Raw genomic sequence first — 25,796 nt, forward strand, 5'->3', positions numbered from 1 at the left:
ACCTTCCTCAGTGGACGGTGGTGAAGCGTCGTCGGTAGTGGTCGGGGGCGACGCCGACGCGCCGCAGGAACGCCTTGCGCATCGATTCGGCCGAACCGAAGCCCGCGCGTGCGGCGACGGCCGCGACCGGCGCGGACCCCGTCTCCAGGAAGCCGCGCGCGGCCTCGACGCGGACCTGCTCGACGTAGCCGCCCGGTGGGCTGCCGAGCTCTCGGGTGAACTCGCGGCTGAAGTGCCGCTCGCTCATCCCGACGCGGCGGGCGAGGGTGGGCACACGCAGGTCGGCGGTCGGGTCGCCGTGGATGAGGTCCTGGGCGGCGCGGATGGTCGGACGACCCGCGGGCGCCGTCCACACCGGGCCGGCGAACTGGCTCTGCCCGCCCGGCCTGCGCAGGAACACGACCATCTCGCGGGCCACAGCCTGCGCGACGTCCGGGCCGTGGTCGGCCTCGACGACGGCCAGCGCGAGGTCGATGCCGGCCGTCACGCCCGCGGATGTCCACACCCGGCCGCTGCGGAGGTGGATGGCGTCGGCGTGGACCTCGACCGCAGGGTCGACCGCGGCCAGGGCACGGGCGTACCGCCAGTGCGTCGTGACGGTGTGTCCGGCCAGCAGGCCGGCCCTGGCCAGCAGGAACGCTCCCGTGCACACCGAGAGCACGCGCTCGGCGCGCGGCGCCGCGGCGCGGATCCACGTGACGAGCGGGTCGTCGGCGGGCGTCGTCCGCGCGCCGCGACCTCCCGGGACCAGCAGCGTGTCGACCCGGCCGGGAGCCGGAAGCTGCTCGTCGGCCAGCAGGCGCATGCCGCTCTCGGCGCGGACCGGTGCGCCGTCGGCCCCGACGAGCACGACCCGGTAGCCGGGCGCCCGGTCACGGACCCGCAGCCACTCGGTCGCGCCCATGAAGACCTCGTAGGGGCCCGTGACGTCGAGCGGCTGGATGCCGTCGAAGAGCGGGACGACGATCCGGTGGGCGGGCACGTTCCCACGGTCGCCCGCCGCGGTTCGTGGCGTCAACGACCGGTACCCCACTGATCACGCCATGCCGCACCCGGCGGTCCCGGCCGGGACCGGCCGAAATTCGCTGGGGTGGCCGGGCGGGTCCCGCTAGCGTCGCGACGCGTGATCGAGGTCCGGACGACCGGCGGACGGCTGCGTGGCCCCGTCGGGTCGGCGGTGGCGGTGTTCCGCGGGATCCCGTTCGCGGCACCGCCCGTCGGCGATCTGCGCCTGGCGGCCCCCGCACCACCCGCGGCCTGGGACGGGATACGCGACGCGGTGCGGTTCGGTCCGTCGCCGCCGCAGGCCGGGGCCTTCGGGATGCAGGAGCTGACCGGCGGCGAGGACTGGCTCACGCTCAACGTCTTCTCGCCCGACCCCGGCCGCGACGCGGGCCTGCCCGTCATGGTGTGGATCCACGGTGGCGGCTACGCGATCGGCACGTCCGGTCTGCCCGAGTACGACGGCACCCGGCTGGCCCGCGACGGCGTCGTGCTCGTGACGTTCAACCACCGCGTCGGGCTCGAGGGGTTCGGTCAGGTCGACGGGGCGCCGGCCAACCGCGGCCTGCTCGACCAGGTCGCCGCGCTGGAATGGGTGCAGGACAACATCCGCGGGTTCGGTGGTGACCCGGGGCGGGTCACCGTCTTCGGGCAGTCGGCGGGCGGCGGATCGGTCGCGGCGCTGCTGGCGATGCCGCGGGCGGCGGGTCTGTTCCGACGAGCGATCGTGCAGAGCATGCCCGGGACCTTCTTCACCCCGGAGCTCGCGCGCGACATGGCCGGAGCCTGCGCCGCCGAGCTCGGCATGGAGGCGACGGTCGCCGACCTGACGACGGTGGACCCCGAGCTGTTCGCGGCGGCGGGCGATGCGGTGACCGCCGACATCGGCACCCGCGTCGACAGGTGGGGCGCGGCCGCGCACCGGTCGATCCTCTACGCGCCGGTCGTCGACGGCGAGGTCCTGCCCACCACGCCGTGGGAGGCACGGCACGACGTCGCCCTCCTCGTCGGCCACACCCGTGACGAGCACCGCCTGTTCACCGCGCTCGACCCGCCGTCGCCGGAGCAGGCCGCCGCCGCGGCGGACGTGTTCGCGCCCCTGCCCTACCCGGCGGTCGACGACCCCGTCGCGCTCCACGAGTGGGTCCTCGGCGACTGGCTCTTCCGGATGCCGTCGCTGCACCTGGGCTCGGGCAACCCCGGCACCTACTTCTACGAGCTGACGCTGGACGGAGTGCTGGGCGCCTGCCACGGTCTCGACGTGCCGCTCGTCTTCGGCAACCTGACGAGCGGGCAGCCGGCCGCGCTGGTCGGCGACGTCGCGGCCGCCGAGGCCGTGTCGGTCCGGATGCGGGCCGCCTGGATCGCGTTCGCGACGACCGGCGACCCGGGCTGGCCCACCTTCGACGACGGACTCGTCCAGTTGTTCGACGTCGAACCTGCCGTCGTGCCGTACCCGGAGACGGAGTCGCAGCGGATCTGGCGCGACCACACGTTCGCGCCGCTCCCGTTGTGCTGACCGGCGCCGGTCGCGGCGGCGGGCCCGACGATCCCCCGAGGGAGACCAAGGACCCTACGTCGCCGTGGGTCCGCGGAGGACCGTCGAGCCTCGCCAAGGTTCGTCGAGGGTCCTCGAGGCTCGCCGGGGAGGGAGACCCACAGTGACCACGACCACGTCCACATCGACCACCGAGATGCTCATCGACCGGTACCTGCCGAGCTTCGACTGGACGATCGTCGAGCACACCGTCGTCGAGGCCGACCGCGCCGCGACCTGGGAGGCGCTGTGCGCGCTGGACCTCGCGCAGGTGCACTCGCCGCTCATGGACGCGGCGATGGCCGTGCGGGGGCTGCCCGACCGGTTCGGTCGGCTCCGCGGGCGCCCGGCCGCCGCCCCACCGCCGGTGCACCTGCCCCTGCGCGGCGGGCCGTCGCTGCCGGGGTGGCTGTTCCTCGGCGAGATCGCCGAACGCGAGATCGTGCTGGGCGCCGTCGGCAGGTTCTGGCAGCCGCAGATCGAGTGGTACGACGTCTCCGGGATGACCCCGGAGGCGTTCGCGGCCTTCGCGGAGCCGAACTGGGGCAGGATCGCCGCGAACTTCTCGCTCCGGTCCTACGGAACCTCGCGCTCGCTCGTCTCGTACGAGGCCCGCACCTCGGTCGGCGACCCGGACAGCGCGCACCGGTTCGCCCGGTACTGGACGCTCGTGCGCCCGTTCGTCGGCCACATCATGCGCGCCGCCCTGGCCACCGTCGCCACGGATGCCGCGCGCCGCGCATCGTGACCGTTGGGGGTCCGTCTCGGCGGCCCCCCGGGCGTTCCGGCGCCGGGCGGCGGCCGCGGTCCGCCACCTCACGACGATGGGTGTCGTCGGGCGGCCGCGACCCTGGTCGCTGCGGGCGCACTTCACCGGCCGGCTGCGGCGCCGCCCGGACCAGCCGTGGATGGCGGTCGATGCCTGGCAGTACAACTCCGCGCTCGAGGTGGCGCGGCTGTTCCGCATGCGGCTCACGGTCGCCCGGGTGCAGCCGCGGTCTGGCACCTGCCCGACGGCGACTTCCGCTACGCGGAGCTGACGCCGGCCGACCTCGCTCTGGACGTCGCTCCCGGCCGCTGACCCCCGGCCGCTGACGCCCCACGTCGGACACACACGACCTACGACGAACGGCCAGGTCCGCGAGCATCCTGCGATGCTCTGACCTGGCCGTTTGCGAAGTCGGGGTGACAGGATTTGAACCTGCGACCTCTTCGTCCCGAACGAAGCGCGCTACCAAGCTGCGCCACACCCCGAGTGCCCGCCGCTGTCTCGCGAGCCGTCGTGAACTCTACCCGACGTCCACAGCCGCCGACGCGGGGGTTCCCTGCGGGGCAACGTGAGCGACCGGACGGGGCACGAGCGTCAGCAACGAGGCCTCCGGGGGGCACGCGAAACGCACCGGCGCCCACGGCGAGGTGCCGAGCCCGGCCGAGACGTGCAGCCAGGTGTGGACGCCCCAGCGCGAGGCCCCGCGGGCCCGCGAGCGGTCGATCCCGCAGTTGGTGACGATGGCGCCGTAGCCCGGCATCCGCAGCTGGCCGCCGTGGGTGTGGCCGGCGAGGACGAGGTCGGTGCCGTCGGCGGCGAAACCGTCGAGCACCCGGGGCTCGGGGGAGTGGGTGAGGCCCAGCCGGAGGTCGGCGTCGTGGACCCGGCCGGCGATGCGCGGGTAACGGTCGAGGCCGAGGTGCGGGTCGTCGACACCCGCGGCGCTGACGCGGACGCCGTCGACGTCCAGCGACACGCGGGAGTGCGTCGCGTCGGCCCAGCCGCGTTCGACGAGTGCCGCGCGCAGGTCGCGCCACGGCAGCGGGTCGCCGTGGCTGCGCTTCTCGTTGCGGCCGAGGTAGCGGGCCGGGTTCTTGGGCGAGGGGCCGAAGTAGTCGTTGCTGCCGAAGACGAACAGCCCCGGCCGTTCGAGCAGCGGGCCCAGCGCGGCCAGCACGCTCGGCACGGCCTTCTCGTGGGCCAGGTTGTCGCCGGTGTCGACGACCAGGTCCGGCTCGAGCTCGGCGAGCTCCGCGACCCAGCGCTGCTTGGACGTCTGGCCCGGCATCATGTGCAGATCCGAGACGTGCAGGATCCGGATCGGTCGCGCACCGGGCGTGAGCACCGGCAACGTGGCCTCGCGCAGCGTCCAACGTCGCCGCTCGACACCCGCCGCGTAGGCGAGGCCGGCGGCCCCGGTCGTCGTCGCCCCGAGTGCGACTCGCGCCCAGCTCTTCACACGATGCAGGGTACGTTCACGCGCGTGAGCGAACTCAAGCAGCGCCTCCGTGACGACCTGACGGCCGCCATGAAGGCTCGCGACGAGCTGGTCAAGAGCACTCTTCGGATGACCTTGACCGCGATCGGCAACGCCGAGGTCGCCGGCACCGAGGCCCGCGAGCTCAGCGACGACGAGGTGCTCAAGGTCATCGCCAAGGAGGCGAAGAAGCGCGCGGAGTCGGCCGAGGCGTTCACCGCGGGGGGCCGCGCCGAGCTCGCCGCGCAGGAGCTCGCCGAGGCCGACGTGCTGGCCCGCTACCTGCCGACGCAGCTCACCGACGACGAGCTCGCCGTCATCGCCCGCTCGGCCGTCGACGAGACCGAGGCCGAGCTGGGCGCGAAGCCCGGGCCGCGGCAGATGGGCCAGGTCATGAAGAAGGCCAACGCCGCCGCGGCGGGCCGGGCCGACGGCGGCCGGGTGGCCGCCGCCGTGAAGGCCCTGCTCGCCTGAGCGGCCGGCCGGGCCGCCCGAACCTCAGGACTCGACCGGGGTCGTGCGCCGCGCCGCGGCCTTCTTGGTGGTCGTCGTCTTCGAGGCCGCGGCCGTCTTGCGCCGTGCCGGGGCCTTCTTGACCGGGGCCTTGGCCCGACGGTCGGCCAGCAGCTCGGAGGCCCGCTCGTCGGTGATCTCCTCGACGCTGTCGCCCTTGCGCAGCGACGCGTTGGTCTCGCCGTCGGTGACGTAGGGGCCGAAGCGGCCGTCCTTGATGACCATCTTCTTGCCGGTGGCGGAGTCCTCGCCCAGCTCGCGCAGGGGTGGGGTCGCCGCGGCCGCGCGACGTCCCCGCTGCTTGGGCTGCTTGTAGATCTCCAGCGCCTCGTCGAGGGTGACGGTGAACATCTGCTCCTCGTCGGTGAGCGAGCGCGAGTCCGTCCCCTTCTTCAGGTACGGGCCGTACCGGCCGTTCTGCGCGGTGATCTCCTCACCGCTCTCCGGGTCGGTGCCGACCAGTCGCGGCAGCGACAGCAGCCGCAGGGCGTCGTCGAGCGTCACCGACTCGACCGTCATCGACTTGAGCAGCGAGCCCGTGCGCGGCTTCGGCTTGGCCGGGGCCTTCTTGCGTGTGGTCGTGCCCTCGGCGGGAGCCTCCGGCTCGGGCAGGATCTCCGTCACGTAGGGCCCGAAGCGGCCCTCCTTGGCGACGATCTCGTGCCCGGTCACCGGGTCGGCGCCCAGCGAGCGGCCTTCCTGCGGCACCGAGAAGAGCTTCTCGGCGATCTCCGCGGTCAGCTCGTCGGGCGGGAGGTCGTCGGGCAGGTTCGCGCGCTGCGAGGCGCCCTCGACCAGCCGCTCCAGGTACGGTCCGTACCGACCGACGCGGACGACGACGTCGCGGCCCTCGGCGTCGGTGAACATCGGGATCGAGTTGACCTCGCGGGCGTCGATCTCCTCGAGGTTCACCCCGACCAGCTTCTTCAGCCCGCCGGCGCGGGCGACGGAGCCTTCGGTGCCCTCGTCGGCCCCGAAGTAGAAGCTCGTGAGCCAGTCGGTGCGGGAGTAGTTGCCGGACGCGATCGCGTCGAGCTCGTCCTCCATCGCCGCGGTGAAGTCGTAGTCGACGAGCCGGCCGAAGTGGTGCTCCAGCAGGCCGATCACCGAGAACGCCACCCACGACGGGACCAGGGCGGAGCCCTTCTTCCAGACGTAGCCGCGGTCCTGGATCGTCTTGATGATCGACGCGTACGTCGACGGCCGGCCGATCCCCAGCTCCTCGAGCTGCTTGACCAGGCTCGGCTCGGTGTAGCGCGCCGGCGGGTTGGTCGAGTGGCCGTCGGGGTTCAGCTCGGTCGCGGTGACCGCCGCGCCCTCGGCGAGGTTCGGCAGCCGGGACTCGGCGTCGTCGGCCTGCCCGTCGGTGCCCTCCTCGACCGTCTCGACGTAGGCCTTGAGGAAGCCGGGGAAGGTGATCGTGCGGCCGGAGGCGGCGAACGTGGCCTCCTCGCCCGTTGCGGCCGTACCGACGATGCGGACGCTCATCGTCGTCCCGCGCGCGTCGGCCATCTGCGACGCGACGGTGCGCTGCCAGATCAGCTCGTAGAGACGGAAGTCGTCGCCGTCGACCTCGCGCGCGATCTCGCCCGGTGTGCGAAATGTCTCACCGGCGGGCCGGATCGCCTCGTGGGCCTCCTGCGCGTTCTTGACCTTGCGGGTGTACTGGCGCGGCTGCGGCGAGACGTACGAGTCGCCGTAGAGCTCGCGGGCCTGCGTGCGGGCCGCGTTGATCGCCGACTCCGACAACGTCGTGGAGTCGGTACGCATGTAGGTGATGTAGCCGTTCTCGTACAGCCGCTGCGCGGTGCGCATCGTGCGCTCGGCGGAGAACCGCAGCTTGCGGCCCGCCTCCTGCTGCAGCGTCGAGGTCATGAACGGGGCGTACGGCTTGCGGGTGTACGGCTTGGACTCGACCGACGAGACCGTCAGATCGACCCCGTCGAGTGCCTCGGCCAGCCGGCGCGCGCCGGCCTCGTCGAGCGCGACCGCGTCGGACTTCAGCTGTCCGTCCGCGCCGAAGTCGCGGCCCGTGGCGACCCGGTTGCCGTCGACGGCCACCAGCCGCGCCCCGAACGTCCGCGGGCTCGCCTCGGCGCCGGCGTCGAGCGTGGCCGCGATGTCCCAGTACGAGGCGGAGACGAACGCCATCCGCTCCCGCTCGCGCTGCACGATCAGCCGCGTGGCCACCGACTGCACCCGGCCCGCCGACAGCTTCGGCATGACCTTCTTCCACAGCACGGGGGAGACCTCGTAGCCGTAGAGCCGGTCGAGGATTCGCCGCGTCTCCTGCGCGTCGACCAGGTCCTGGTCGAGGTCGCGCAGGTTCTCGGCGGCGGCGCGGATCGCGGGCTCGGTGATCTCGTGGAAGACCATCCGGCGGACCGGGACCTTCGGCTTGAGCGTGTCGAGCAGGTGCCAGGCGATGGCCTCGCCCTCGCGGTCGGGGTCCGTCGCGAGCAGCAGCTCGTCGACCGACTTGAGCGCGTCGCGCAGCTCGGAGACCTTGCCCTTCTTCTCCGGCGTCACGATGTAGAGCGGCTGGAACTCGTTGTCGACGTCGACACCCAGCCGCGCCCACGACTCGCCCTTGTACTTGGCGGGGACGTCCGCGGCGCCGCGCGGCAGGTCGCGGATGTGTCCGACCGACGACTCGACGACGTAGTCCTTGCCCAGATAGGGCGCGATCTTCTTGGCCTTGGTCGGCGACTCGACGATCACGAGCCGCCGGGTCGGACGACCCGTCGTCGTCGCCGTCGGGGTGCCGTTGCGACGGCTGCCGGCCGCGGCGGGGGCCGAGCCGTCGTCGGCTCCTGCCTTCGAACGCGTCGTTCGGGTTGCCACCTTGGTCCTACTCCATCGTCACCGGCCGTACCGCCGAGCGCGGTCCGACCGTCGGCCGACGCTGCGGCCATTCGATCACCCGACACATGAGCGGGTCGGGTTCGCCAGTATCCCTACAACACCGGCACTGTTCGCCACGTTCGCACACTCACCCGGCGTGTTGCATCTGTCACGTCCGGATGCGTGACGACGGACGGCAGCGTAACCAGGCCGTCAACACCGATCACGAGGCCCGGCCCCACCACCGCGGCCAGTCGCCCACCGGGACGGGGTCGGGGACCGGGCCGACGAGATCCACCAGCCTGCGAACCCGGGCAGCTCCCGAGATACGCAGAGCCGGATGGTCGTCGCCGCCGACGCGGGCCGGGGAGATGCCCGCCCGGTACGCGGCCGCGGCCAGCGGTCGGTGCGTGTGCGGGGCGAGCGGATCGAGGGCGAGCAGGTAGCCGCCGCGCTCGTCCGCCCGGCCCGCGGCCAGTGCCCACAACCGAAGCAGGGAGCCGTCGAGCTGGAAGTCGTCCGGGACGACCTTGCGGTCGGCGGCGGCGCCGCCGGCGGCGTCGTCGGAACCCGCCCAGGCCTTCGCCAGCGCGACCAGGTCGCACCGGAAGGCCGAGCGGAGGGCGACGGTCCCGTCGTCGGCCGGGGTGGCCTCCAGCCGGACGCCGGTGGCCGCGGCGGCGGCGCGCACGGCGCGGGCGCGCCCCGCGTCGGCGACCTGGAGGCTCAGCCGGGCCGTCGTCCCGCTGCCGAAGCGCGCGATGCGCCCGGGCCCGCACAGCAGGCCGGCGAGATCGGCCCGCCGCACCGGGCGGGCCTCCGCGGAGAACAGCGACAGCTGAGCCACGGGGCGCACGGTAGAACATGCGTTCGATCTTTCGATGGTCGGCGCGCCGGACGGGCCCGCCGCACCCGGTCAGCGGTCGGTGCTCACCTGCCGAGCCGCTGGCAGTTCGGGGCCGCCTCCGCCGCCTTGTTCAGCCGGACGTAGCCGCTCGTGTCGCCCAGGCTCGCCCCGCTCGTCGAGAGCTTGCCCAGCGACGTCGTGGCGTCGGTCAGGGCGCCCTGGAAGGCGTTGACGTCGTTGGGGTCGACGCCGTCGACGCGGGACTTGGCCTCGCCCAGACTCTGCTCGAACTGGGTGAGCAGGCCGTCGATCCTGGTGACCGTCTCGTTGCCGCCGGCGACCGGTGAGCTGCCGACCGAGCCGAGCTGGCTGCGGCCCTGCTGCACGCCGGAAAGGACCGCCCCGAGGTAGTCGCTGAACGACTTCTTGATCGTCGGCAGGTCGTTGACGCCGGCGAGGTTCGGTGTCTTCTGCGCCGCGTCGAGCATGGGGATGAGCGAGCCGCACACGTTGTCGACCCACGCCACCGGGTCGGCGCCCGGGCCCTGGGTCGGCTGCGGCGACGGATCGGCCGCCGCCGTCCCCGACACGACGCTCGAGCACCCGCCCAGCAGCACCGTGAACGCCAACGCCACGGTGGCGACGACGGTGGTCAGCGGGCGGGAACGGCGCGGCATTCGGGAACTCCCCCGTGGGCTGGTGCGGGCATCCGGGCCCAGTCTCCCGCACCCGGGAACGGGCGGGCCGCGAGCGTCCGCGGCCCGCCCGTCGACGGTCGTGCCCGTGCGTCAGCCGGTCTGCTGCTCGGAGACGGCTTAGCCCTGGGTCTGTAGGCTCCGGCACGCTGGCGCCTGGCCGGCGGCTGCATTGAGCTCCGCGTTGTTGCCGACGCTCGACAGATTGAACAGTTGCTTCGACTGCAACTCGGTTTGCACACTCCCGAGCACATCGCGGATGGCACTCGGGTCGTCGGGGTTGGTGTTCGACAGCTTGGTCGCCGTCGAGTCAAACGTCTGCTTGATCGCTGTGAGGGAGTTGTTCAGCTCTGAGACGACAGCGTCTCCCCCGTCGACGGGCGCGGGGCCGAGCGCGGTGAGGGCGTCGATCGACTTCTGGCTTGCGGCACCGAGGCCGTGGAAGTAGTCCACGTACTTCTGAACGTCGAACGATTGGGCGTTGGCATCGACCGGGGGCGCCTGCTGAGCTGTCTTCGAGAAGTCAGACATCGTGCTACACAGTCCGCCAATCCAACTTACGGCGGCATCGCTCGGGCCGCTCGAACAGCCCGCGGCGGCAGTCGTGAGAACCGCCGCGACGGCGACCGCCGCGACGCGCAGGGATCGGGGGGTACGGCGCACGGGATGCTCCGTTCTCTCGGGTCTCGGGGGATGGGGCGGCGGCGGTCGGCGACGGTGCCGCGGCGACTTGCCACGGCCACGGACGCGCGCGGCAGGGACCGAGCTGCTCGGTCTCGTGCGCATCACGTCCTCCGGGGGAGCTCCGACGCCCGGGCGCGCCGCGGGCAGCGGACATTACTGGGACTTCCGGACACGACGAAGGCCACCCACCCGAAAGGGGGTGGATGGCCTCCGTCGTGACCTGCGGCGACGCCGTCCCGTCAACGGACGACGACGCCCTCGGTGATCAGCCGACCGGGTCCTCCACAGGGGTGTCCGCGATGGCCGTGGAGCGGCGCTTCGAGACCACGACCGCCGCGACGATGATCGCGACCGCGACCAGCGCGATGACGACGCGCAGCGGACCCGACGCCGAGTCGCCGACCGAGAACACCACGATGGCCGGGGCGATCAGCACCGAGACCAGGTTCATGACCTTGATCAGCGGGTTGATGGACGGGCCTGCGGTGTCCTTGAACGGGTCACCGACGGTGTCGCCGATGATCGTCGCCTCGTGGGCGGGCGAGCCCTTGCCGCCGTGGTTGCCGTCCTCGACGAGCTTCTTCGCGTTGTCCCAGGCGCCACCGGAGTTGGCGAGGAAGATCGCCATCAGGGTGCCCGCCGCGATGGCGCCGGCCAGGTAGCCGGCCAGCGGGCCGACACCGAGGCCGAAGCCGACCGCGATCGGGGCGAAGATCGCGAGCAGACCGGGGGTGGCCAGCTCGCGCAGCGAGTCACGGGTGCAGATGTCGACGACGCGGCCGTACTCCGGACGCGTCGTGCCCGCCATGATCCCGGGGTCGCTGCGGAACTGCCGCCGGACCTCGAACACGATCGCGCCCGCGGCGCGGGTCACGGCGTTGATCGCCAGGCCCGAGAACATGAACACGACCGCGGCACCGATGATCACACCGACGAGGGTGTTCGGCGAGAACACCTCGAAGGCGAACGCGGTGCCCACGTCGGACGCCGCGGCGCCGGCCTTCGACAGCGCCTGGGTGATCGCGTCGCGGTAGGACCCGAACAGCGCGGTGGCGGCGAGCACCGCCGTCGCGATCGCGATGCCCTTGGTGATGGCCTTGGTCGTGTTCCCGACCGCGTCGAGCTCGGTGAGGATGCCGACGCCGTCGCCCTCGACGTCGCCCGACATCTCCGCGATGCCCTGCGCGTTGTCGGAGACCGGGCCGAAGGTGTCCATCGCGACGATGACGCCGACCGTGGTCAGCAGGCCGGTGCCCGCGAGTGCCACGGCGAACAGCGCCACGGTGATCGACGCCGTCGCCAGCGCGAACGCGCCGAACACGGCCGCGCCGATGACGATCGCCGTGTAGACGGCCGACTCGAAACCGATCGAGATGCCGGCGAGGATGACCGTCGCCGACCCGGTCAGCGACGACTGGCCGACCGTCTTGACCGGCTTGTCCTCGGTTCCGGTGAAGTAGCCGGTCAGCCACAGGATGACGCCGGCGAGCACGATGCCGATGATCACCGCGATCGACGCGATCATGCGCGGGTCGGCCCCGCCCATGGCCGCGACGACGGTCGTGTCGGTCGGGGTGCTCTGGCCGTTGTTGCCCAGCTGGCCGAACGAACCCGGCAGGTACAGGTACGCCGCGACGACGCACAGCACGGCCGAGATCAGCGCCGAGATGTAGAAGCTGCGGTTGATCGCCTTGAGGCCGCCCTCGTTGGGACGGGCCCTGGTGATGTAGACGCCGATGACCGCGGTGATCACGCCGATCGCGGGGACGATCAGCGGGAACAGCAGGCCCTGCAGGCCGAACGCCGCGCTGCCCAGGATGAGGGCCGCGACCAGCGTCACCGCGTAGGACTCGAACAGGTCGGCGGCCATGCCCGCACAGTCGCCGACGTTGTCACCGACGTTGTCGGCGATCGTCGCGGCGTTGCGCGGGTCGTCCTCGGGGATGCCCTGCTCGACCTTGCCGACCAGGTCGGCACCGACGTCGGCGGCCTTGGTGAAGATGCCGCCGCCGACACGCATGAACATCGCGAGCAGCGCGGCGCCGAACCCGAAGCCCTCGAGGACCTTGGGGGCCTCACCGGCGTAGGACAGCACGACGAGCGAGGCGCCGAACAGGCCGAGGCCGACGGTGAACATGCCGACCACGCCGCCGGTGCGGAACGCGATCCGGGTGGCCTTCTCGCGGCCGCCCGCCTCGCGCGAGGCCGCGGCGACGCGGATGTTGGCGCGGGTGGCGAGCCACATGCCGAGATAGCCGATCGTCGCGGAGAAGACCGCGCCGACGATGAAGAAGATCGAGCGACCGATGCGCTCGCCGATGCCGTCCGCGGGGAGCGCGAAGAGCAGAAGGAACACGATCACGACGAAAATGCCGAGCGTGCGGAACTGTCTGTTGAGGTAAGCCGCGGCACCTTCCTGGACCGCTCGGCCGATGTCCTGCATCTTCTCGGTGCCCTGGCCTGCGGCCAGAACCTCCCGGAGCAGTACATAGCCGATGGCCAGGGCAGCGAGTGCGACCACCGCGACCACGCCGACGACGACGCGGTCGCTCGCGCCGAGCTCGAGGCCCGCTGCGAGGGTGGACGAGGGCATGCGTTCTCCTGGTTCGTGCGGACTCTAGGTACCAGGGAAACGTTGACGACATCCCTGGCGTCATGCTCGTCGTCCCTGGTGACAGCGACGACGGGCGTTCAGAGTGTAGGTGTGACCTGTCACGTGCACCGCGAAGGGTTGTCCGTATCGCACCTGTGGTAACGGTTCGATCACGAGTTCGCCGGGTTCATGATCGAGAACTCGCGGTCAGGAGCGCACGTCCGACTGTCGGTGCGGTGTGTCAGGCTCGGCGGATGTCGTGCCCTCGGGGTCGCAGTGGTGGGAGGAGCATGCCGTGTCGGTGACGGACGCGTCGCGCGCCGTGGGAGCCGGCACGGGGCGGGGCGACCGGCTGCTCGCGCGGGTCCTCGCCGGGTCCGACGTCGGGGACGTCGTCTCGCCGCTGCGGCACAGCGTGCAGCTGCCCGCGCGTCCCGGCAGGCCGGCGGCGTGGCCCGGGTGGGTGCCGGCCGTCGTCGTCGACGCCCTGCGCGCCCACGGCATCGACCGGCCGTGGACGCACCAGGTCGAGGGGGCCGAGCTCGCCCACGCGGGCCGGGACGTCGTCGTCGCCACCGGGACGGCGTCGGGGAAGTCGCTGGTCTACCAGCTGCCCGTGCTCACCCGGTTCGTCGCCGACCGCCGCGCGACCGCGCTGTACCTCTCGCCCACCAAGGCGCTGGCCGCCGACCAGCTGCGCGCCCTCGAGGCGCTCGACGTGCCCGATGTGCGGGCGACGACCGTCGACGGCGACACCCCGGCCGAGGAGCGCGACTGGGCCCGGCGCAACGCGCGCTGGATATACAGCAACCCCGACATGCTGCACCGGTCGATCCTGCCCCGGCACGCGAGCTGGGCGACCTTCCTGCGCCGGCTCAGCTACGTCGTGGTCGACGAGTGCCACACCTACCGCGGGGTCTTCGGCTCGCACGTGGCGCTGCTGCTGCGCCGGCTGCTGCGGGTCGCCGCCCGCTACGGCGCGCGGCCGACGATCGTGCTCGCCTCCGCGACCGTCGCCGATCCCGGGCCGTTCGCGACGGTGCTCACCGGCCGCGACGTCGCCGCCGTGACCGACGACGGCTCGCCCCGCTCCGCGCGGACCGTCGCGCTCTGGGAACCGCCGCTGCTGCCCGAACTGTCGGGGGAGAACGCGGCGCCGGTGCGCCGCGCCGCCGGGACCGAAGCCGCGCGGATGCTGGCCGACCTCGTCGTCGAGGGCGCCCGGACCCTGGCGTTCGTCCGGTCGCGGCGCGGTGCGGAGCTGACGGCGATGGGGGCGCGGCGGCTGCTCGCCGAGGCCGCGCCCGAGCTGGTCGGCCGCGTTGAGTCCTACCGCAGCGGCTACCTGCCCGAGGAGCGTCGCGAGCTGGAGGCCGCCCTGGCCGGTGGCCGGCTGCTCGGCGTCGCCTCGACCAACGCGCTCGAGCTGGGGATGGACATCGCCGGGCTCGACGCGGTCGTCGTCGCCGGGTTCCCGGGGACGCGAGCGTCGTTCTGGCAGCAGGCGGGGCGTGCCGGGCGGGCGGCGGAGGAGGCCCTCGTCGTCCTCGTGGCCCGCGACGACCCGATGGACACCTACCTCGTCCACCACCCTGACGCGCTGCTCGGTGCGCCCGTCGAACGGTGCGTGCTCGACCCCGCCAACCCCTACGTCCTGGCGCCGCACCTGGCCTGTGCGGCGGCCGAGCTCCCGCTCACGGCGGCCGACCTCGACGGTGTCTTCGCCGGCACGCCCGCCGAGGCGGTCCTCGACGCGCTGGTCGACGACGGTGTCCTGCGCAGGCGGCCCACCGGCTGGTTCTGGCCGTCGGCCAGCGAGTGGCCTGCGTCGTCGGTCGACATCCGGGGGTCCGGGCTCGGGCAGATCGCGCTCGTCGAGGCCGGGACCGGGCGGATGCTGGGCACCGTCGACGCCGGCTCCGCCCCCGCCACCGCACACCCCGGCGCGGTGTACCTGCACCGTGGGGAGAGCTACGTCGTCGACTCGCTGGACCTCGACGCCGGGCTCGCGCTCGTCCACCCCGACAACCCCGACTGGCGTACCGACGCCCGGTCCACCGCCGACGTCGAGATCGTCGCCGAGCTGTGCCGGTCCGAGCACGGGCCGGTCGGCGTGAGCTACGGCGAGACCCGGGTGACCACGCAGGTCGTCGGCTACCAGCGGCGGGCCCTCGACGGCCGGGTGCTGGAGACGGTGCCGCTCGACATGCCCGAGCAGACCCTGGACACCCGCGCGGTCTGGTACACGATCGACGACGCGGCCCTCGCCGACGCCGGGATCGTCCCTGCACGGATCCCGGGGGCGCTGCACGCCGCCGAGCACGCCGCGATCGGGCTGCTCCCGCTCTTCGCGATCTGCGACCGGTGGGACATCGGCGGCATGTCGACGGCCCTGCACCCCCAGACCGGGCTGCCGACCGTGTTCGTCCACGACGGGCATCCCGGTGGCGCGGGACTCGCGGAGCGCGGGCACGGCGTCATGCAGCGGTGGCTCGCCGCCACCCGGGCCGCGATCGCCGAGTGCGAGTGCCGGACCGGCTGCCCGTCCTGCGTCCAGTCCCCGAAGTGCGGGAACGGCAACAACCCGCTGGACAAGGCGGGGGCGGTCGTCGTGCTGGACCTGGTGCTGGGCGCCCTGCGGGGCTGAGCACGCCCGGCGACCCGGCCGGGACCACCGCCGAGCGTGACGGCCGCCGCCGGCCGACCCGTCGGGGGCCGGACCGGCCGGCAGCGGCCCTGTATGCGGTGGAGCCGAATGGGGGTCGGCTCTAAGGCGCTCCGGCCCCACCGCGGTCTGGGGAGCGTGCTCGGCGTCGGGGTTCCGGCGACGTGCCGTCACCCTGACGTGGTCTAGTAGGTCAGCCGGACCGGGTCGTCGCCACCCGTCGTCGCCGATCGGTGCACGTGCAACGACGAGCGCCGCTTCCTGTGTCGCCGGGTGGCAATCCGGCGCCGGACGTGGGATAACGGCGCGCGTACCGGTCCGGGGCCCCCGCTCGTCCGGAGCGGTCGACCGCTCGGCGCGCGCCTTGGCCCTGTCGGTGGGCGTGCTTCCGCCGACCGGAGCGCGGCGAAACGGACGCCACCGACCTCGGGCGCCGGGCCGGATGCCGGTCACGGACAGCGGCGTCACAGCCCACCGTCCGGGCGCTCGACGGGACCGGCGCGGGCGCGCGCGTGTGCCTCGGAGCCACCGAACAGGGAGAACGCCCTGGTCACGGTCACCTCCACGACCGCGTCCCACCCGTCGAGGGTGCACCGGCGCACCGTCGAGCCCATCGCGGCGGCGACCGCCTCCGCGCGGGGACAGGCCGACCGTTCGCCGAGCGCGGCGTCGGTGGCTGCGGCGAGCGCGGACAGGTCGGCGGCGGCCTCGGCCCGATGCCGGGCGAGGACGGCCGATCCGACGTCGACCCCGACCGCCGCGATCGCAAGGAGCAACGCCGCGACGGCCGCGCCCCAGACGGTCGCGACGCCGGAGTCGTCGGCCGGGACGCCGGGGCGGCCGCGGCCGACGCCGCCGGGTGCGCAGCCCACGGCCCGCCGGGCGGCGTGGGCGTCGTCTCGTGGCCGCCGCGGCGCCGGGTTCGTCCCGGTCCCGACCGCCTGACGTCGCGGGGCCCGCCGCGTGGCCCGTCGCGCGATCCGACGCCGTCGACGCGGCCGACGCAGGCCGGTGCCGGAGAGGATCAGCAGGCCTGCGCCCGCCTCGCGTCCCGCACCGCTCGGGTTCGGACCGGGCACCGCGTCGGCTCCGCCGGAGCCCGCGGCCGGCGGTTCCTCGTCGCCGGCGGGGCCGGGCACGGGACCGGACTCCGGCTCGGCGACCGCGACCGCCCGGCCGCCGACCTGCAGCGGGAGCGGCCGGACGGGCGCCGCGGTCACGACGACGAGGATCTCGTCGCCGGAGGTCGTGATCTCGACGGCGGCTCCCGGCGGAGCCAGCCGGCCCGCCACGGCGCGACCCCGTTCGGGCTCGCCACGTGCGGCCAACCGGGCGGCCTCACGAGCGGCGTCGGTGCAGCGCACCGCCGCCACGACGGTGAGGACGGCACCGACGGCCGCGAGCGTCACCAGGACGAGAACCCCCAGCACGAGCGCGGCCTCGACCGTCACCGCACCATGGTCGTCCGGGGGTCTGCGGCCGGTCAGACCGTCGTCGACAGCGCGCGTTCGACGAGGCCGGTCAGCGCGGTCACGACGTTCTCCCCGCTCACGACGCTGTAGAGCACCGCGGCGAACGCCGCCGCGGCCAAGGTGCCGATCGCGTACGCGATAGTCTCTTAGACATGCCCGCTCCCCTCCGCGCCCTGGTCCTGATCCGGCTCTCCCGCGTCACGGACGCGACGACGTCGCCCGAACGGCAAGAGGACGCTTGCCGCGAGTTCTGCGAACGCCAGGGCATGACGGTCGCGGGGGTAGCGACAGACCTGGACGTCAGTGGCTCTACCGACCCGCTCGATCGGGACGGGTCGGGCCCGTGGCTGCGGGACCGACTCAACGAGTTCGATGTTGTGGTCGCTCAGAAGCTCGACCGGTTCGGACGCTCGACCCGACACGTCTACGGCCTGTTCCAGTACCTGAACCAGCACGGTAAGCGGCTCCTGTCCGCTGACGGGGTCATCAACACGCTCGGCCCGGCGGGTGAGCTGATCCTGTTCATTCTGTCCTGGGCGGCCCAGATGGAGCTGGACGCGATCAAGGGCCGCAATAAAGAGGCTGCACAATACGCGCTCAACGCTGGCAAGTATCGGGGCGGGATCGTGCCCGCCGGATACCGCAAGGCTAAGCATCCGAGCGGTAAGGGCTACACGCTGGTTCACGATGAGGTAATGGCCCCGGTGATCCAGGAGATCGTGCGTCGCATCCTGGACGGGGAGTCTCAGTCGTCGGTCGTTAAGGACCTGAATCGGCGCGGCGTCCCGACCGCGCGGGACCGTCAGGCCGAGCTGAACGGGCGTCCGACCGTGGGGCACGAATGGTCCGTGTCTAACCTGCGGCGCATCCTGAATTCGCCGACTCTGATCGGGCAGGGCACACGGACCGACGAGAACGGCCGTGAGGTTCCGTTGATCCACGATGGCGAGATCGTCGTGCGGGGAGAGCCGCTTATCTCAACGGCGGACTACCGGAGCCTAAGGGCAAAGCTGGACGAGCGAGCCCCGGCCAGCCGGAAGATCGCCGAGCCGTCGCTACTGCTCGGCGTTATCGAGTGTGAGTGTGGCAAGCCGATGTGGATGCTCCGGGGCGGTAAGCGGTTCCGGGCTGACGGCACCCGCCGTTCTGCTGTCGACCGATACCGGTGCGCGTCGCACACGCAAGGGGACCGCAAGTCGTGCGGGCACCCGTCCGTCAAGGCTCCGGACGCGGAAGCGCTGGCGCACACGCTCATCACCGACACGCTCGGGACGGACCCGAGCGGCGCGGACCGTCCGTTGATCGTCCGTGAGTGGGTAGAGGGTTCCTCCAGTGCTGACGTCCTGGCAGAGCTGAACGCCGAGATCGAGGGCATCGCGGATGACCTGCCGTACTTGAGGGGCGAGCAGCGCCAGGCGGCTCGGGACATGCTCGATCGGCTCTACGCCCGCAGGGACGAACTGGAGGGCCAGGAAGACGCTCCGTCCGGTTGGGTGTTCCGGGAGTCGGACCGGTCGCTCCGCGAGCACTGGGAATCGCTCGATACTCCGGGTCGTAACGCGCTGCTCCGGGAGTACGGGCTCAAGATCGTGTACGGCAAGTCTGGCGTAGAGGTCCGGATGACGAACCTGCCGAAGACGTTCGGCGCCGTGTTCGAGTCGGTCGCACGGGCTGCGACATTCGAGCCTGACGCGCTCCGGGAGTTCCTGGCCGAAACCTACGGCCAGACGACGGTCAGCTAACGACACAGCCCCGGACCTTAGGGTCCGGGGCTGTCGTGTGTTCCGAGTCAAGATTCCTGCGGGTCTATCCGCAGCACGCGCCACGCGCGGTCCGTTAGCTGACCGCCCGCACGACCCTTAGACGCGGTGAGTAGCCCGCGCTTACGCGCTTCCTTTAGATGCGCTCGGACCGTCTCGGGTGACCGACCGACCAGCTCGGCCAGGGTCGCCGTGACTCCCGTACCGCCGTGCCGCACGGTGTCGACGTACGCGGCGCTAAGGACCGCTAGGTAGTGCTCGTTAACCCCTCGGTTGACCGCGTCCCGCAGCGCGGCCCGCTGGCGCCTCCGGTGCTCTTCCGGGTCGTCGGTCGCGATCGCTGCGGAGCGTCGGAGCTGGCGCCACTCGTCAGCGGCCCGTACGAAATCGAGCCGCCGGGTCACGGTGGTCGAGAGTCCGCCCGCCAGCTCGGCGGGGTCTGCTGTCTCTGCGGGCGCGATCGTGAGCGTCCGGGGGCCGCCCTGGTCGACGTCGTTCGGCCAGGCGTACGTGACCACCCACGGCCCGATCTCCTGGCGTACTCGTGTCTCTGACATGCCCCGATCTTCCGGGCCCGCCCCTGGTCGGAGCAACCCAGGTGGTTACGAGTGGGGGTGTCGTTCGTCACTCTCTCCACCTAGGTCTGGACAAGAGGGGGTGATGACGCCCAATCTGGAGGCCCGCCCCGGCGCCGGCCGGGGCCCGAACGAGAGGCCCCCGATGTACGTCTGCCAGCACTGCGGCGATCAGGTCCGGTTCACGGGCGTGGAGGGCGTGTGGGAATCGGTCGAGACGACCGACCCGGCGTGCCCGTCGCGGTCCGACGGGCGCGATCACGGGGCCGTGGACACCCGGACAAAGGAGGTCCTGAACGACTGATCGGCACGGGGCTAGTCACAACTCAACGGGGTTACCGAAACCCCCGGGGCGCCGAATCACGCGGCACGCCAGACGTGCCACGCAAACACACGAGCGCCCGACTATCGGGCACGACGAGAGGAACACACATGAACATTCAGGATGTCGCTCACGAGCACGGCGGCAACTACATCGGTCCGCGACTCGGATTGGCGTTCAACTTCTACCCCGAGGACCTTGCGGAGGCCCGTCGGTTCGCAGAGCGGGTCGAGGCCGAGACCGGAGTCGCGGCCACTGTCGAGGTGATCGTCACCCCTAACCGTCCGCCGTCGGAGGCTGACGTTGCGATGAGCCGGGCGCTCGTCGGTTTCTGGGAAAGGCACTACGCCGCGCCCGCTACGGACTGACCGGTTCCGTGGTCCCGGGACTCAGGTCCCGGGGCCCGCGGTGCCCGCCAGAACTTAGGAGAACCGATGCGAGTCATCGATCGGCGCGCCGAGGAAGCGCGCCGCGCCAGGGTCCGCACGATCCTCGTGTGGATCGCAGTGTTCATCGGGGCCGTGAGCGTCGTTGTGGCGCTCGGCCTGGTGATGCTCGACCGGGCAGAGGCTTACTCGCCGAGCTACCAATCCCCGACTGTCGACCAGCCGCCCGGCTGGTCGCTCGACCGATTCCGGGAGAACCCGTGCCAGACCTGACCGAGCGTCTCAACGCGACCGGGTGTGTCGGTCTGCTGATGGCGATCGCCCTGGCGGCGGACGCCGAACACTCCCGGACCGGATCGGGCGTGTGGGGGTCTATCGCTCATAACGCGCTCTACGCCGCTCACGACGCGGCGGACGAGATTCTCCCCGACGCCGAGCGGTCGCTACCGCTCTTAGCAGAGTTCGTGACGAGAGACGAGATAGACCAGTTCGTGTTTCAACTCATCTGGCAGAACGAACTAGGAGACGCACGATGACCCACCACTACGCCGCGCCCGGTCCCCGGTCGACAAAGACAAAGCACCGTAAGCGCACGTCGCACGGGCTGCACCTGTTCCTGACGATCGTCACGGGCGGGGCGTGGGGACTGTTCGTTTGGCTCCCGCTCTCACTCTGGCACCGGTACGGCCCGCGCCGGGCCGTTAAGACGCGCTACACCTACTGAAAGGGAAAGGAACGATGACGACCCCTAAGCCATCGGCGAGTTTCGGCCGATGGCGCCACGAAGAGATTCGCGTGGCCGGACAACGGGTCCGGCCCGCCACCTACAACGAGTCCGACCGCGCGCTGATCGATCAGCGCGTACTGAGCAAGTCTCGCGACCGACACGAAACGACGACGGATGACCGCACCGACTGACTACGCCGAGCGCGTGCAGCGCACGATCCCCGACGACCCCGGGCTACACGAGTTCGCCGCGACGCTCGAACAGAGGGGATCGCCCGTAGCGATCCGCCGAAGGTTGCCCGCCGAGCATCGGCGGATGCTCGATACGTTGTGCGACAACGGTCTAGCCCGGATCGTGTGGGAGTCCGGGACATCGCTGGACGTTGAGCTGATCGATTCTGGCCCCGCCCGGCCGCTACCGGTCGCCGAGCCGGTCGCGCTCGACGACGACGAGGACGACATCAGTTCGGAGGGGGCGGACACTAGCCGCCCCCTCCCGGGCCCCTCGGTAGCCGAACGAGCAAAGCCCACCGTGCCCCGCACGGGCCTCAAGACCCGTGCGCCCGTGTCGCAGAACGAACACATGCAAGAGGTGATCTACCGCCTGGAGGGTCGGGCCCAGCACGTCGCGATGGTGGCGCATTGCAAGCTCGGGTCCGCGTCCGTCAGTCAGAAGGTCCCGTTCGAACGGGCAGAGCGAGACATGAGCCCGGACTACCTGTCGAGGGTGACCGGGATGTCAGAGGACTACTGCCGTAAGGGCATGGCGGACGCGGTCAAGCGCGGCCTGTTCGTTCGGCTCGACCGGGGCAAGGGCGGTCGTCACGGAGCCAACAAGGCTAGGTACCGGGCGTGCTGCCCGGTATACGGCGACGTTTAACCCTCGCTCTCAAAGAGTCTTTGAGAACGACACACTCTCTAAGAGAACTACTTTCTCTAGGAGAGATAACAACCGGTAGAGCCTTTCGGGGCTCTACCGGGTCGGGGGCCGCTACGCGGCTATCTCACCCCTGATGGAAGCGAAGCGAACAAAGAGATTCTAACCCTCGCTCAGAGCGAGGGTTAGAGAAGGAGAACACCATGACCACCCTGCACGACCTGACCGACGCTCAGCGGACCGACGCTGAGCCGGACGCCGATCTCCGAGAGGAGCTAGAGCGTGAGCGAAGTTCCCCGACGGTCCGCGTCAGTGCGCTCACGCGGGATCAGTACTACTCCCGGCACCGACCGCAGCGGAACCTACGGGCCGGGAGCGCGGGCCTGACGGGACCGCACGGCGACGACGATCCGTTCGCGCTCGAACGGTACGAGCGCGGGGGCGATAAGCACGACCCTGGACCTAAGCCTGTCCAGGAGTACCGGCCGTCCCGGGGGGTCTCTAACGATCTCGTGGCCGAGGGGCACGGTTTCGTCACCGGACGGGACTACCGGTTCTCTAACCCGGACCTACCGGCTTACTGCCGGTACTGCGGTGACCGCCTGCTGACTCCCGACGAGACCAGCCCTTGCGAGTTCGGGACCGACACGCTCCCGGCGCCACGGGTGTCGCCAGCCCCGGAGTACCGCCTGAACGGGCCGCCCAGGCCCGTTGAGGAGCTGGAGGGTGTACGGGTCCGGTTCCGGTCGCCCGATGCGCCGTGGCCGCTCCGTGGCCATCCGCTCGGCCCTGCTGTCTACGGCACTCACCCGTGGTCGGTACCGGACCCTGCCGAGCTGCCCCGGGCCTTGCCGGTCGTCACGGACGGGAAGTGCCGCTGTAACGGCTGTCTGGTCCGCGCCGAGGGCAAGCGGTCCCGTGGCGGGCAGGAGGCCCAGTGCGGGAAACCCGAGTGCAAGCGCCGGATGAACGCCGAGCACTCGGCCAGGGCTCGGCGCCGTAAGCACGACCGCCAGCGGGCCCGGGCGGCCCGGATTCTGCGGGACAACCCCGGAATGACGGACCGTGAGATAGCGGCCAAGCTCGATTGTGCTCAGCGACGAGTAAAGGAAGCTCGGGAACGCCTAGCGAAAGACCCGACATTCGGGTGCGTTTGAATACGTAAAGGCAGACGGGGTGGTATCCGTTCTCCTTTGATGGGCGGCCCTAAAAGGGCCGCCCTCTCATACTTCCCTGCCGGTTTGTGAGCCACCTACTTTCGGCCGTCAGGGTTCGAGCCCCGCCAGTCCCGGACCGGACTGGCGGGGTCTTCTTTTGGCCAGGCTCGGCAAACGGCAAACACCTAGGAGGTGGACCGATGAACGACACGTTCGACTGTTGCGGCGGACACCCTCGGGTGGACGGGCCGCGTACTTATCGCGATGAGGAGGGCACCCTCCGGTGCCGCGCCGCGCGCCGTAAGGCCGGGCGCGACTCGAACCGCCGCCGCCGTGCTGCTCGGCGAGAGCAGCTAGCGACCCTCTAGCGGTCTGAGACCGCCGTACAGACAACAGACCCCTAGCGGGGGCCCGGTCCGGGGGCCCCCGCTTTTTCATGCCCGCACAACGGCCCTGACGGCCCGTCCAGGGCCGAAAGGAAGCAACCATGGCTAGCGCGGAAGTCTCCCGCGTCAGCGTTCGCGTCGTCCCGGACGTTAGTAAGTTCCGAGAGGAGCTACGCCGGGACCTGGAGCGCGCTACGCGCGACGTTCGTGCACGGGTCGGTATCGATGTCGATACGACCGGACTACGCGAACGACTAAAGGCCGCGGTCGACGCCGCGTCCCGGAACCTCAAGGCCAGCGCCAGGGTAGACGTTGACCGCTCGGCGATTAGCCGGATCACCGATGCGTTTAAGTCGGGGCCGATCAAGGCCGTATCCGGAGCATTCAAGCTCTTTAGTAAGTCGCTCGCCGGCCTAGGCGCCGCTGGCGGTGCCGTGCAGGTCATCGGGGGCCTAGCGTCCGCGCTTTCGACGCTTGCGCCTATCGCACTAGCGGCCCCGGGAGCGATCCTCGGAATCGCTGCCGCTTACGCGACTCTCAAGGTCGGAATGCAGGGCTTCGGTGATGCGCTGAAGTCCGGTGACCTGAGCAAGCTCGCACCGTCCGCGCGTGATGCTGCCACGGCTATCCGAGGGTTCCGGACGGAATGGACCGACCTACAGCAGTCGGTCCAGCAGAAGCTTTTCGCCGGGCTCGGTGACGACATTCGGGACCTGGGCGGAATCTATTTGCCCATCCTGAAGGACGGCATGGGCGTGGTCGCCGAGTCGGCGAACCTTATGGGACGGAACCTTGCTAACGCGCTCAAGGCGCCGGAGGTCTCTAATGCTATCGGCCTGACGTTCCTGAACCTGGGTCTGGCTATGGATAACGCCCGGGGGGCGCTCGGGAACTTTGTCTCTGGGTTTATCAAGCTCGGCGGACTCGGAAGTACGTACCTACCCGCGCTCGGTACCGCGATCGATAACGTCGCGGCAAAGTTCAACTCCTGGGTTGACGCCGGCCTAGCGGACGGCTCGATCCGAACGTTCGTTGACAACGCGATCCGGGGGTTTAAGGACCTAGGCGCGATCATCGGGAATATCGGGTCCGCGCTCGGCTCGGCGTTTAGCGCCATCTCCGAGGGGATGGGCGGGGCGTCCCCGCTGGCGAATCTCCGAGAGCTGTCTCAGCTCCTGGCGGACACGCTAGCTAGCCCGGCATTCCAGGAGGCCCTAAAGGCCCTCGGCCAGACAATGCAGGTCGCCGGTCAGGCGATGCGGGAAATCCTCGGTGCGGCGCTACAGGCGATCGCACCGATCCTCCAGGCGATCATGCCGCTGATCCAGACGTTCGCTCAGTCCCTGTCGGCCGCTCTGGTCCCTGCGATCGAGACGATCGGTCCTCCGCTCGCCCGGCTGGTCGAGGCGCTCGTTAACGGACTGTCCCCGATCCTCCCGGTCCTGGCGGACCTGTTCGTCACGCTCGTCGAGGCGATCGCTCCGATCGTTGACGCGCTGACCCCGGTCGTCGACCAGCTCGGCGCGGTGCTGCTCCCGGTCGTCCGGGCGCTGGCACCGATCATCGGTGACATCGCGCTACAGCTCGGGACGGTCCTGGCCGATGCGATCACGGCGCTAGCCCCGATCCTGCCACCTTTGGTCGACGCGATCGGCGCGATCCTGGAGGCGGTCCTACCGATCCTTAAGCCGCTGCTCGATCTGGCCGGACTGATCCTGCCGCTCATCGCGGACGTGGTTACGTCCCTGGTCGTCCCGGCCCTGGAGGGCATCGCCTGGGTCGTCTCGAACGTGATCGCTCCGGTGATTCAGTTCCTGGCGGACGCGATCTCTACGGCCGTTCAGGGCGTGAGCGACGCGATCTCCTGGGTCGGAGATCGCATCTCCGAGGGTGTCGCGTTCATCACGGAACGCGGCAGCGACATCCTGTCGTGGTTCGGCGAGTTGCCGGGCCGAATCCTGGGCGCTATCGGTGACTTCGGGTCGCTCCTGCTAAGCGCTGGTGGCGACCTGATCCGCGGTTTGTGGAACGGAATCACCGGGCTGGCCGGATGGCTGAAGGACAAGATTTTCGGATTCTTCGGGAATCTCCTACCCGGGTGGGTAAAGAATATTCTCGGTATCGCGTCACCGTCTAAGGTGTTCGCCGGCCTAGGCAAGTTCACTACGCAGGGATTCGCCGAGGGAATCCGCGCGTCGACTAGCGACGTGTTCGACGCTATGGGCGCCATGATCGATGGCGCCACGGACATCGCTAGCGGCCTGGACCTGAACACTCAGCTAGCGGGAATCGACGGAACGTTCCGTTCTCAGTCCCTCGCTGACATCAATCACGCGGTGAGCGCTGAAGGTTTCGGTATCGACTATGACCGCCTAGCGGACGCCGTGGCGTCCCGTCCGGTATCCCTGGACGGGAAGGTCATTTCTCAGGCGGTCCGTAAGGACACGCGACTACGCGACTGGCGCCGATAAGGCGCTTCTAGGGGCAATGTCCTTAGCCCGCCGTTGAC

The 25,796-nt window shown here is 71.0% G+C and carries 24 protein-coding genes and 1 tRNA gene; 14 read left to right on the plus strand and 11 right to left on the minus strand.

The window, feature by feature from the left end:
• Nucleotides 1–7: 7 nt before the first annotated feature.
• A complete protein-coding gene (locus tag PSD17_RS34000) occupies nt 8–982 on the minus strand; it encodes a GlxA family transcriptional regulator (protein WP_339126229.1) in 975 nt (324 codons plus the stop codon).
• Between the two features lie 141 nt (nt 983–1,123).
• Between PSD17_RS34000 and PSD17_RS34005 the strand changes: the two genes are divergently transcribed.
• From PSD17_RS34005 to PSD17_RS34015, 3 genes are all read left to right on the plus strand, one after another.
• Nucleotides 1,124–2,521 carry a carboxylesterase/lipase family protein gene (locus PSD17_RS34005; protein ID WP_013672601.1) on the plus strand — a complete coding sequence of 466 codons (1,398 nt, stop codon included), beginning with the start codon at nt 1,124–1,126 and terminating at the stop codon, nt 2,519–2,521.
• Nucleotides 2,522–2,663: 142 nt separating this feature from the next.
• Nucleotides 2,664–3,287, plus strand: a complete 624-nt coding sequence (locus PSD17_RS34010; protein ID WP_339126230.1) for a hypothetical protein — start codon at nt 2,664–2,666, stop codon at nt 3,285–3,287.
• A complete protein-coding gene (locus tag PSD17_RS34015; RefSeq protein ID WP_339126231.1) occupies nt 3,265–3,579 on the plus strand; it encodes a DUF6544 family protein in 315 nt (104 codons plus the stop codon). The genes PSD17_RS34010 and PSD17_RS34015 overlap by 23 nt, the downstream gene beginning before the upstream one ends.
• 140 nt (nt 3,580–3,719) lie before the next feature.
• On the opposite strand, the gene PSD17_RS34020 is transcribed toward PSD17_RS34015, so the two are convergent.
• Together PSD17_RS34020 and PSD17_RS34025 are read right to left on the minus strand one after the other, a co-directional pair.
• A tRNA-Pro gene (locus tag PSD17_RS34020) sits at nt 3,720–3,793 on the minus strand.
• A gap of 35 nt (nt 3,794–3,828) precedes the next feature.
• A complete protein-coding gene (locus PSD17_RS34025) occupies nt 3,829–4,767 on the minus strand; it encodes a metallophosphoesterase (RefSeq protein WP_013672604.1) in 939 nt (312 codons plus the stop codon).
• A 24-nt stretch (nt 4,768–4,791) separates the two neighbouring features.
• Here PSD17_RS34025 and PSD17_RS34030 point away from each other — a divergent pair, with 24 nt between their 5' ends.
• Nucleotides 4,792–5,259 carry a GatB/YqeY domain-containing protein gene (locus tag PSD17_RS34030; RefSeq protein ID WP_041759190.1) on the plus strand — a complete coding sequence of 156 codons (468 nt, stop codon included), beginning with the start codon at nt 4,792–4,794 and terminating at the stop codon, nt 5,257–5,259.
• Between the two features lie 24 nt (nt 5,260–5,283).
• Here the strand turns inward: PSD17_RS34030 and topA are convergent, their stop codons facing one another.
• The 5 genes from topA to PSD17_RS34055 form a co-directional block, all read right to left on the minus strand.
• A complete protein-coding gene (topA, locus tag PSD17_RS34035; protein WP_445261049.1) occupies nt 5,284–8,142 on the minus strand; it encodes a type I DNA topoisomerase in 2,859 nt (952 codons plus the stop codon).
• Between the two features lie 223 nt (nt 8,143–8,365).
• Entirely contained in the window at nt 8,366–8,989 is a 624-nt protein-coding gene (locus PSD17_RS34040) for a hypothetical protein (RefSeq protein WP_103380476.1), read from the minus strand.
• A gap of 83 nt (nt 8,990–9,072) precedes the next feature.
• The gene (locus PSD17_RS34045; protein WP_339126232.1) at nt 9,073–9,666 is read right to left on the minus strand and encodes a hypothetical protein; all 594 of its coding nucleotides are present in this window, start codon (nt 9,664–9,666) and stop codon (nt 9,073–9,075) included.
• A gap of 138 nt (nt 9,667–9,804) precedes the next feature.
• Entirely contained in the window at nt 9,805–10,215 is a 411-nt protein-coding gene (locus PSD17_RS34050) for a hypothetical protein (protein WP_339126233.1), read from the minus strand.
• 418 nt (nt 10,216–10,633) lie between these two features.
• Complete coding sequence (locus PSD17_RS34055; protein ID WP_013672610.1) at nt 10,634–12,961, minus strand: sodium-translocating pyrophosphatase; 2,328 nt, start codon at nt 12,959–12,961, stop codon at nt 10,634–10,636.
• Between the two features lie 295 nt (nt 12,962–13,256).
• On the opposite strand from PSD17_RS34055, the gene PSD17_RS34060 reads away from it, so the two are divergent.
• Nucleotides 13,257–15,608 carry a DEAD/DEAH box helicase gene (locus PSD17_RS34060; protein ID WP_013672611.1) on the plus strand — a complete coding sequence of 784 codons (2,352 nt, stop codon included), beginning with the start codon at nt 13,257–13,259 and terminating at the stop codon, nt 15,606–15,608.
• 482 nt (nt 15,609–16,090) lie between these two features.
• Here PSD17_RS34060 and PSD17_RS34065 read toward each other — a convergent pair whose 3' ends face one another.
• Together PSD17_RS34065 and PSD17_RS34070 are read right to left on the minus strand one after the other, a co-directional pair.
• Entirely contained in the window at nt 16,091–17,077 is a 987-nt protein-coding gene (locus tag PSD17_RS34065; RefSeq protein WP_013672612.1) for an Rv3654c family TadE-like protein, read from the minus strand.
• A gap of 32 nt (nt 17,078–17,109) precedes the next feature.
• Nucleotides 17,110–17,238 (minus strand): DUF4244 domain-containing protein, encoded by a 129-nt coding sequence (locus PSD17_RS34070; protein ID WP_339126300.1) that lies wholly within the window; start codon nt 17,236–17,238, stop codon nt 17,110–17,112.
• A gap of 12 nt (nt 17,239–17,250) precedes the next feature.
• On the opposite strand from PSD17_RS34070, the gene PSD17_RS34075 reads away from it, so the two are divergent.
• Nucleotides 17,251–18,840 (plus strand): recombinase family protein, encoded by a 1,590-nt coding sequence (locus tag PSD17_RS34075; RefSeq protein ID WP_339126234.1) that lies wholly within the window; start codon nt 17,251–17,253, stop codon nt 18,838–18,840.
• Nucleotides 18,841–18,887: 47 nt separating this feature from the next.
• On the opposite strand, the gene PSD17_RS34080 is transcribed toward PSD17_RS34075, so the two are convergent.
• Nucleotides 18,888–19,415 carry a hypothetical protein gene (locus tag PSD17_RS34080; RefSeq protein WP_339126235.1) on the minus strand — a complete coding sequence of 176 codons (528 nt, stop codon included), beginning with the start codon at nt 19,413–19,415 and terminating at the stop codon, nt 18,888–18,890.
• A 450-nt stretch (nt 19,416–19,865) separates the two neighbouring features.
• Between PSD17_RS34080 and PSD17_RS34085 the strand changes: the two genes are divergently transcribed.
• From PSD17_RS34085 to PSD17_RS34120, 8 genes are all read left to right on the plus strand, one after another.
• Complete coding sequence (locus PSD17_RS34085) at nt 19,866–20,123, plus strand: hypothetical protein (RefSeq protein ID WP_339126236.1); 258 nt, start codon at nt 19,866–19,868, stop codon at nt 20,121–20,123.
• Between the two features lie 66 nt (nt 20,124–20,189).
• The gene (locus PSD17_RS34090) at nt 20,190–20,414 is read left to right on the plus strand and encodes a hypothetical protein (RefSeq protein WP_339126237.1); all 225 of its coding nucleotides are present in this window, start codon (nt 20,190–20,192) and stop codon (nt 20,412–20,414) included.
• Entirely contained in the window at nt 20,402–20,677 is a 276-nt protein-coding gene (locus PSD17_RS34095) for a hypothetical protein (RefSeq protein WP_339126238.1), read from the plus strand. Before PSD17_RS34090 ends, PSD17_RS34095 begins: the two co-directional genes overlap by 13 nt.
• The gene (locus PSD17_RS34100) at nt 20,674–20,865 is read left to right on the plus strand and encodes a hypothetical protein (RefSeq protein ID WP_339126239.1); all 192 of its coding nucleotides are present in this window, start codon (nt 20,674–20,676) and stop codon (nt 20,863–20,865) included. The genes PSD17_RS34095 and PSD17_RS34100 overlap by 4 nt, the downstream gene beginning before the upstream one ends.
• A gap of 14 nt (nt 20,866–20,879) precedes the next feature.
• Nucleotides 20,880–21,059, plus strand: a complete 180-nt coding sequence (locus tag PSD17_RS34105) for a hypothetical protein (RefSeq protein WP_339126240.1) — start codon at nt 20,880–20,882, stop codon at nt 21,057–21,059.
• Nucleotides 21,043–21,747: a hypothetical protein gene (locus PSD17_RS34110; protein WP_339126241.1), complete on the plus strand. Its 705-nt coding sequence runs from the start codon at nt 21,043–21,045 to the stop codon at nt 21,745–21,747. Before PSD17_RS34105 ends, PSD17_RS34110 begins: the two co-directional genes overlap by 17 nt.
• A gap of 200 nt (nt 21,748–21,947) precedes the next feature.
• Nucleotides 21,948–22,901 carry a hypothetical protein gene (locus tag PSD17_RS34115; protein WP_339126242.1) on the plus strand — a complete coding sequence of 318 codons (954 nt, stop codon included), beginning with the start codon at nt 21,948–21,950 and terminating at the stop codon, nt 22,899–22,901.
• Between the two features lie 487 nt (nt 22,902–23,388).
• Complete coding sequence (locus PSD17_RS34120; protein WP_339126243.1) at nt 23,389–25,758, plus strand: phage tail protein; 2,370 nt, start codon at nt 23,389–23,391, stop codon at nt 25,756–25,758.
• The last annotated feature ends 38 nt before the right edge of the window (nt 25,759–25,796 follow it).

It is taken from the genome of Pseudonocardia sp. D17 (assembly GCF_036984265.1).
GTDB classification, from domain to species: Bacteria; Actinomycetota; Actinomycetes; order Mycobacteriales; family Pseudonocardiaceae; genus Pseudonocardia; species Pseudonocardia benzenivorans.

Bases quoted from the DNA above. Each gene is read 5' to 3' on its own strand.
- PSD17_RS34015 (WP_339126231.1), top strand. From the start codon at position 3,265: ATGCCGCGCGCCGCGCATCGTGACCGTTGGGGGTCCGTCTCGGCGGCC.
- PSD17_RS34045 (WP_339126232.1), bottom strand. From the start codon at position 9,666: ATGCCGCGCCGTTCCCGCCCGCTGACCACCGTCGTCGCCACCGTGGCG.
- PSD17_RS34050 (WP_339126233.1), bottom strand. From the start codon at position 10,215: ATGTCTGACTTCTCGAAGACAGCTCAGCAGGCGCCCCCGGTCGATGCC.
- PSD17_RS34055 (WP_013672610.1), bottom strand. From the start codon at position 12,961: ATGCCCTCGTCCACCCTCGCAGCGGGCCTCGAGCTCGGCGCGAGCGAC.
- PSD17_RS34075 (WP_339126234.1), top strand. From the start codon at position 17,251: ATGCCCGCTCCCCTCCGCGCCCTGGTCCTGATCCGGCTCTCCCGCGTC.
- PSD17_RS34080 (WP_339126235.1), bottom strand. From the start codon at position 19,415: ATGTCAGAGACACGAGTACGCCAGGAGATCGGGCCGTGGGTGGTCACG.
- PSD17_RS34085 (WP_339126236.1), top strand. From the start codon at position 19,866: ATGAACATTCAGGATGTCGCTCACGAGCACGGCGGCAACTACATCGGT.
- PSD17_RS34090 (WP_339126237.1), top strand. From the start codon at position 20,190: ATGCGAGTCATCGATCGGCGCGCCGAGGAAGCGCGCCGCGCCAGGGTC.
- PSD17_RS34100 (WP_339126239.1), top strand. From the start codon at position 20,674: ATGACCCACCACTACGCCGCGCCCGGTCCCCGGTCGACAAAGACAAAG.
- PSD17_RS34105 (WP_339126240.1), top strand. From the start codon at position 20,880: ATGACGACCCCTAAGCCATCGGCGAGTTTCGGCCGATGGCGCCACGAA.
- PSD17_RS34110 (WP_339126241.1), top strand. From the start codon at position 21,043: ATGACCGCACCGACTGACTACGCCGAGCGCGTGCAGCGCACGATCCCC.
- PSD17_RS34115 (WP_339126242.1), top strand. From the start codon at position 21,948: ATGACCACCCTGCACGACCTGACCGACGCTCAGCGGACCGACGCTGAG.
- PSD17_RS34120 (WP_339126243.1), top strand. From the start codon at position 23,389: ATGGCTAGCGCGGAAGTCTCCCGCGTCAGCGTTCGCGTCGTCCCGGAC.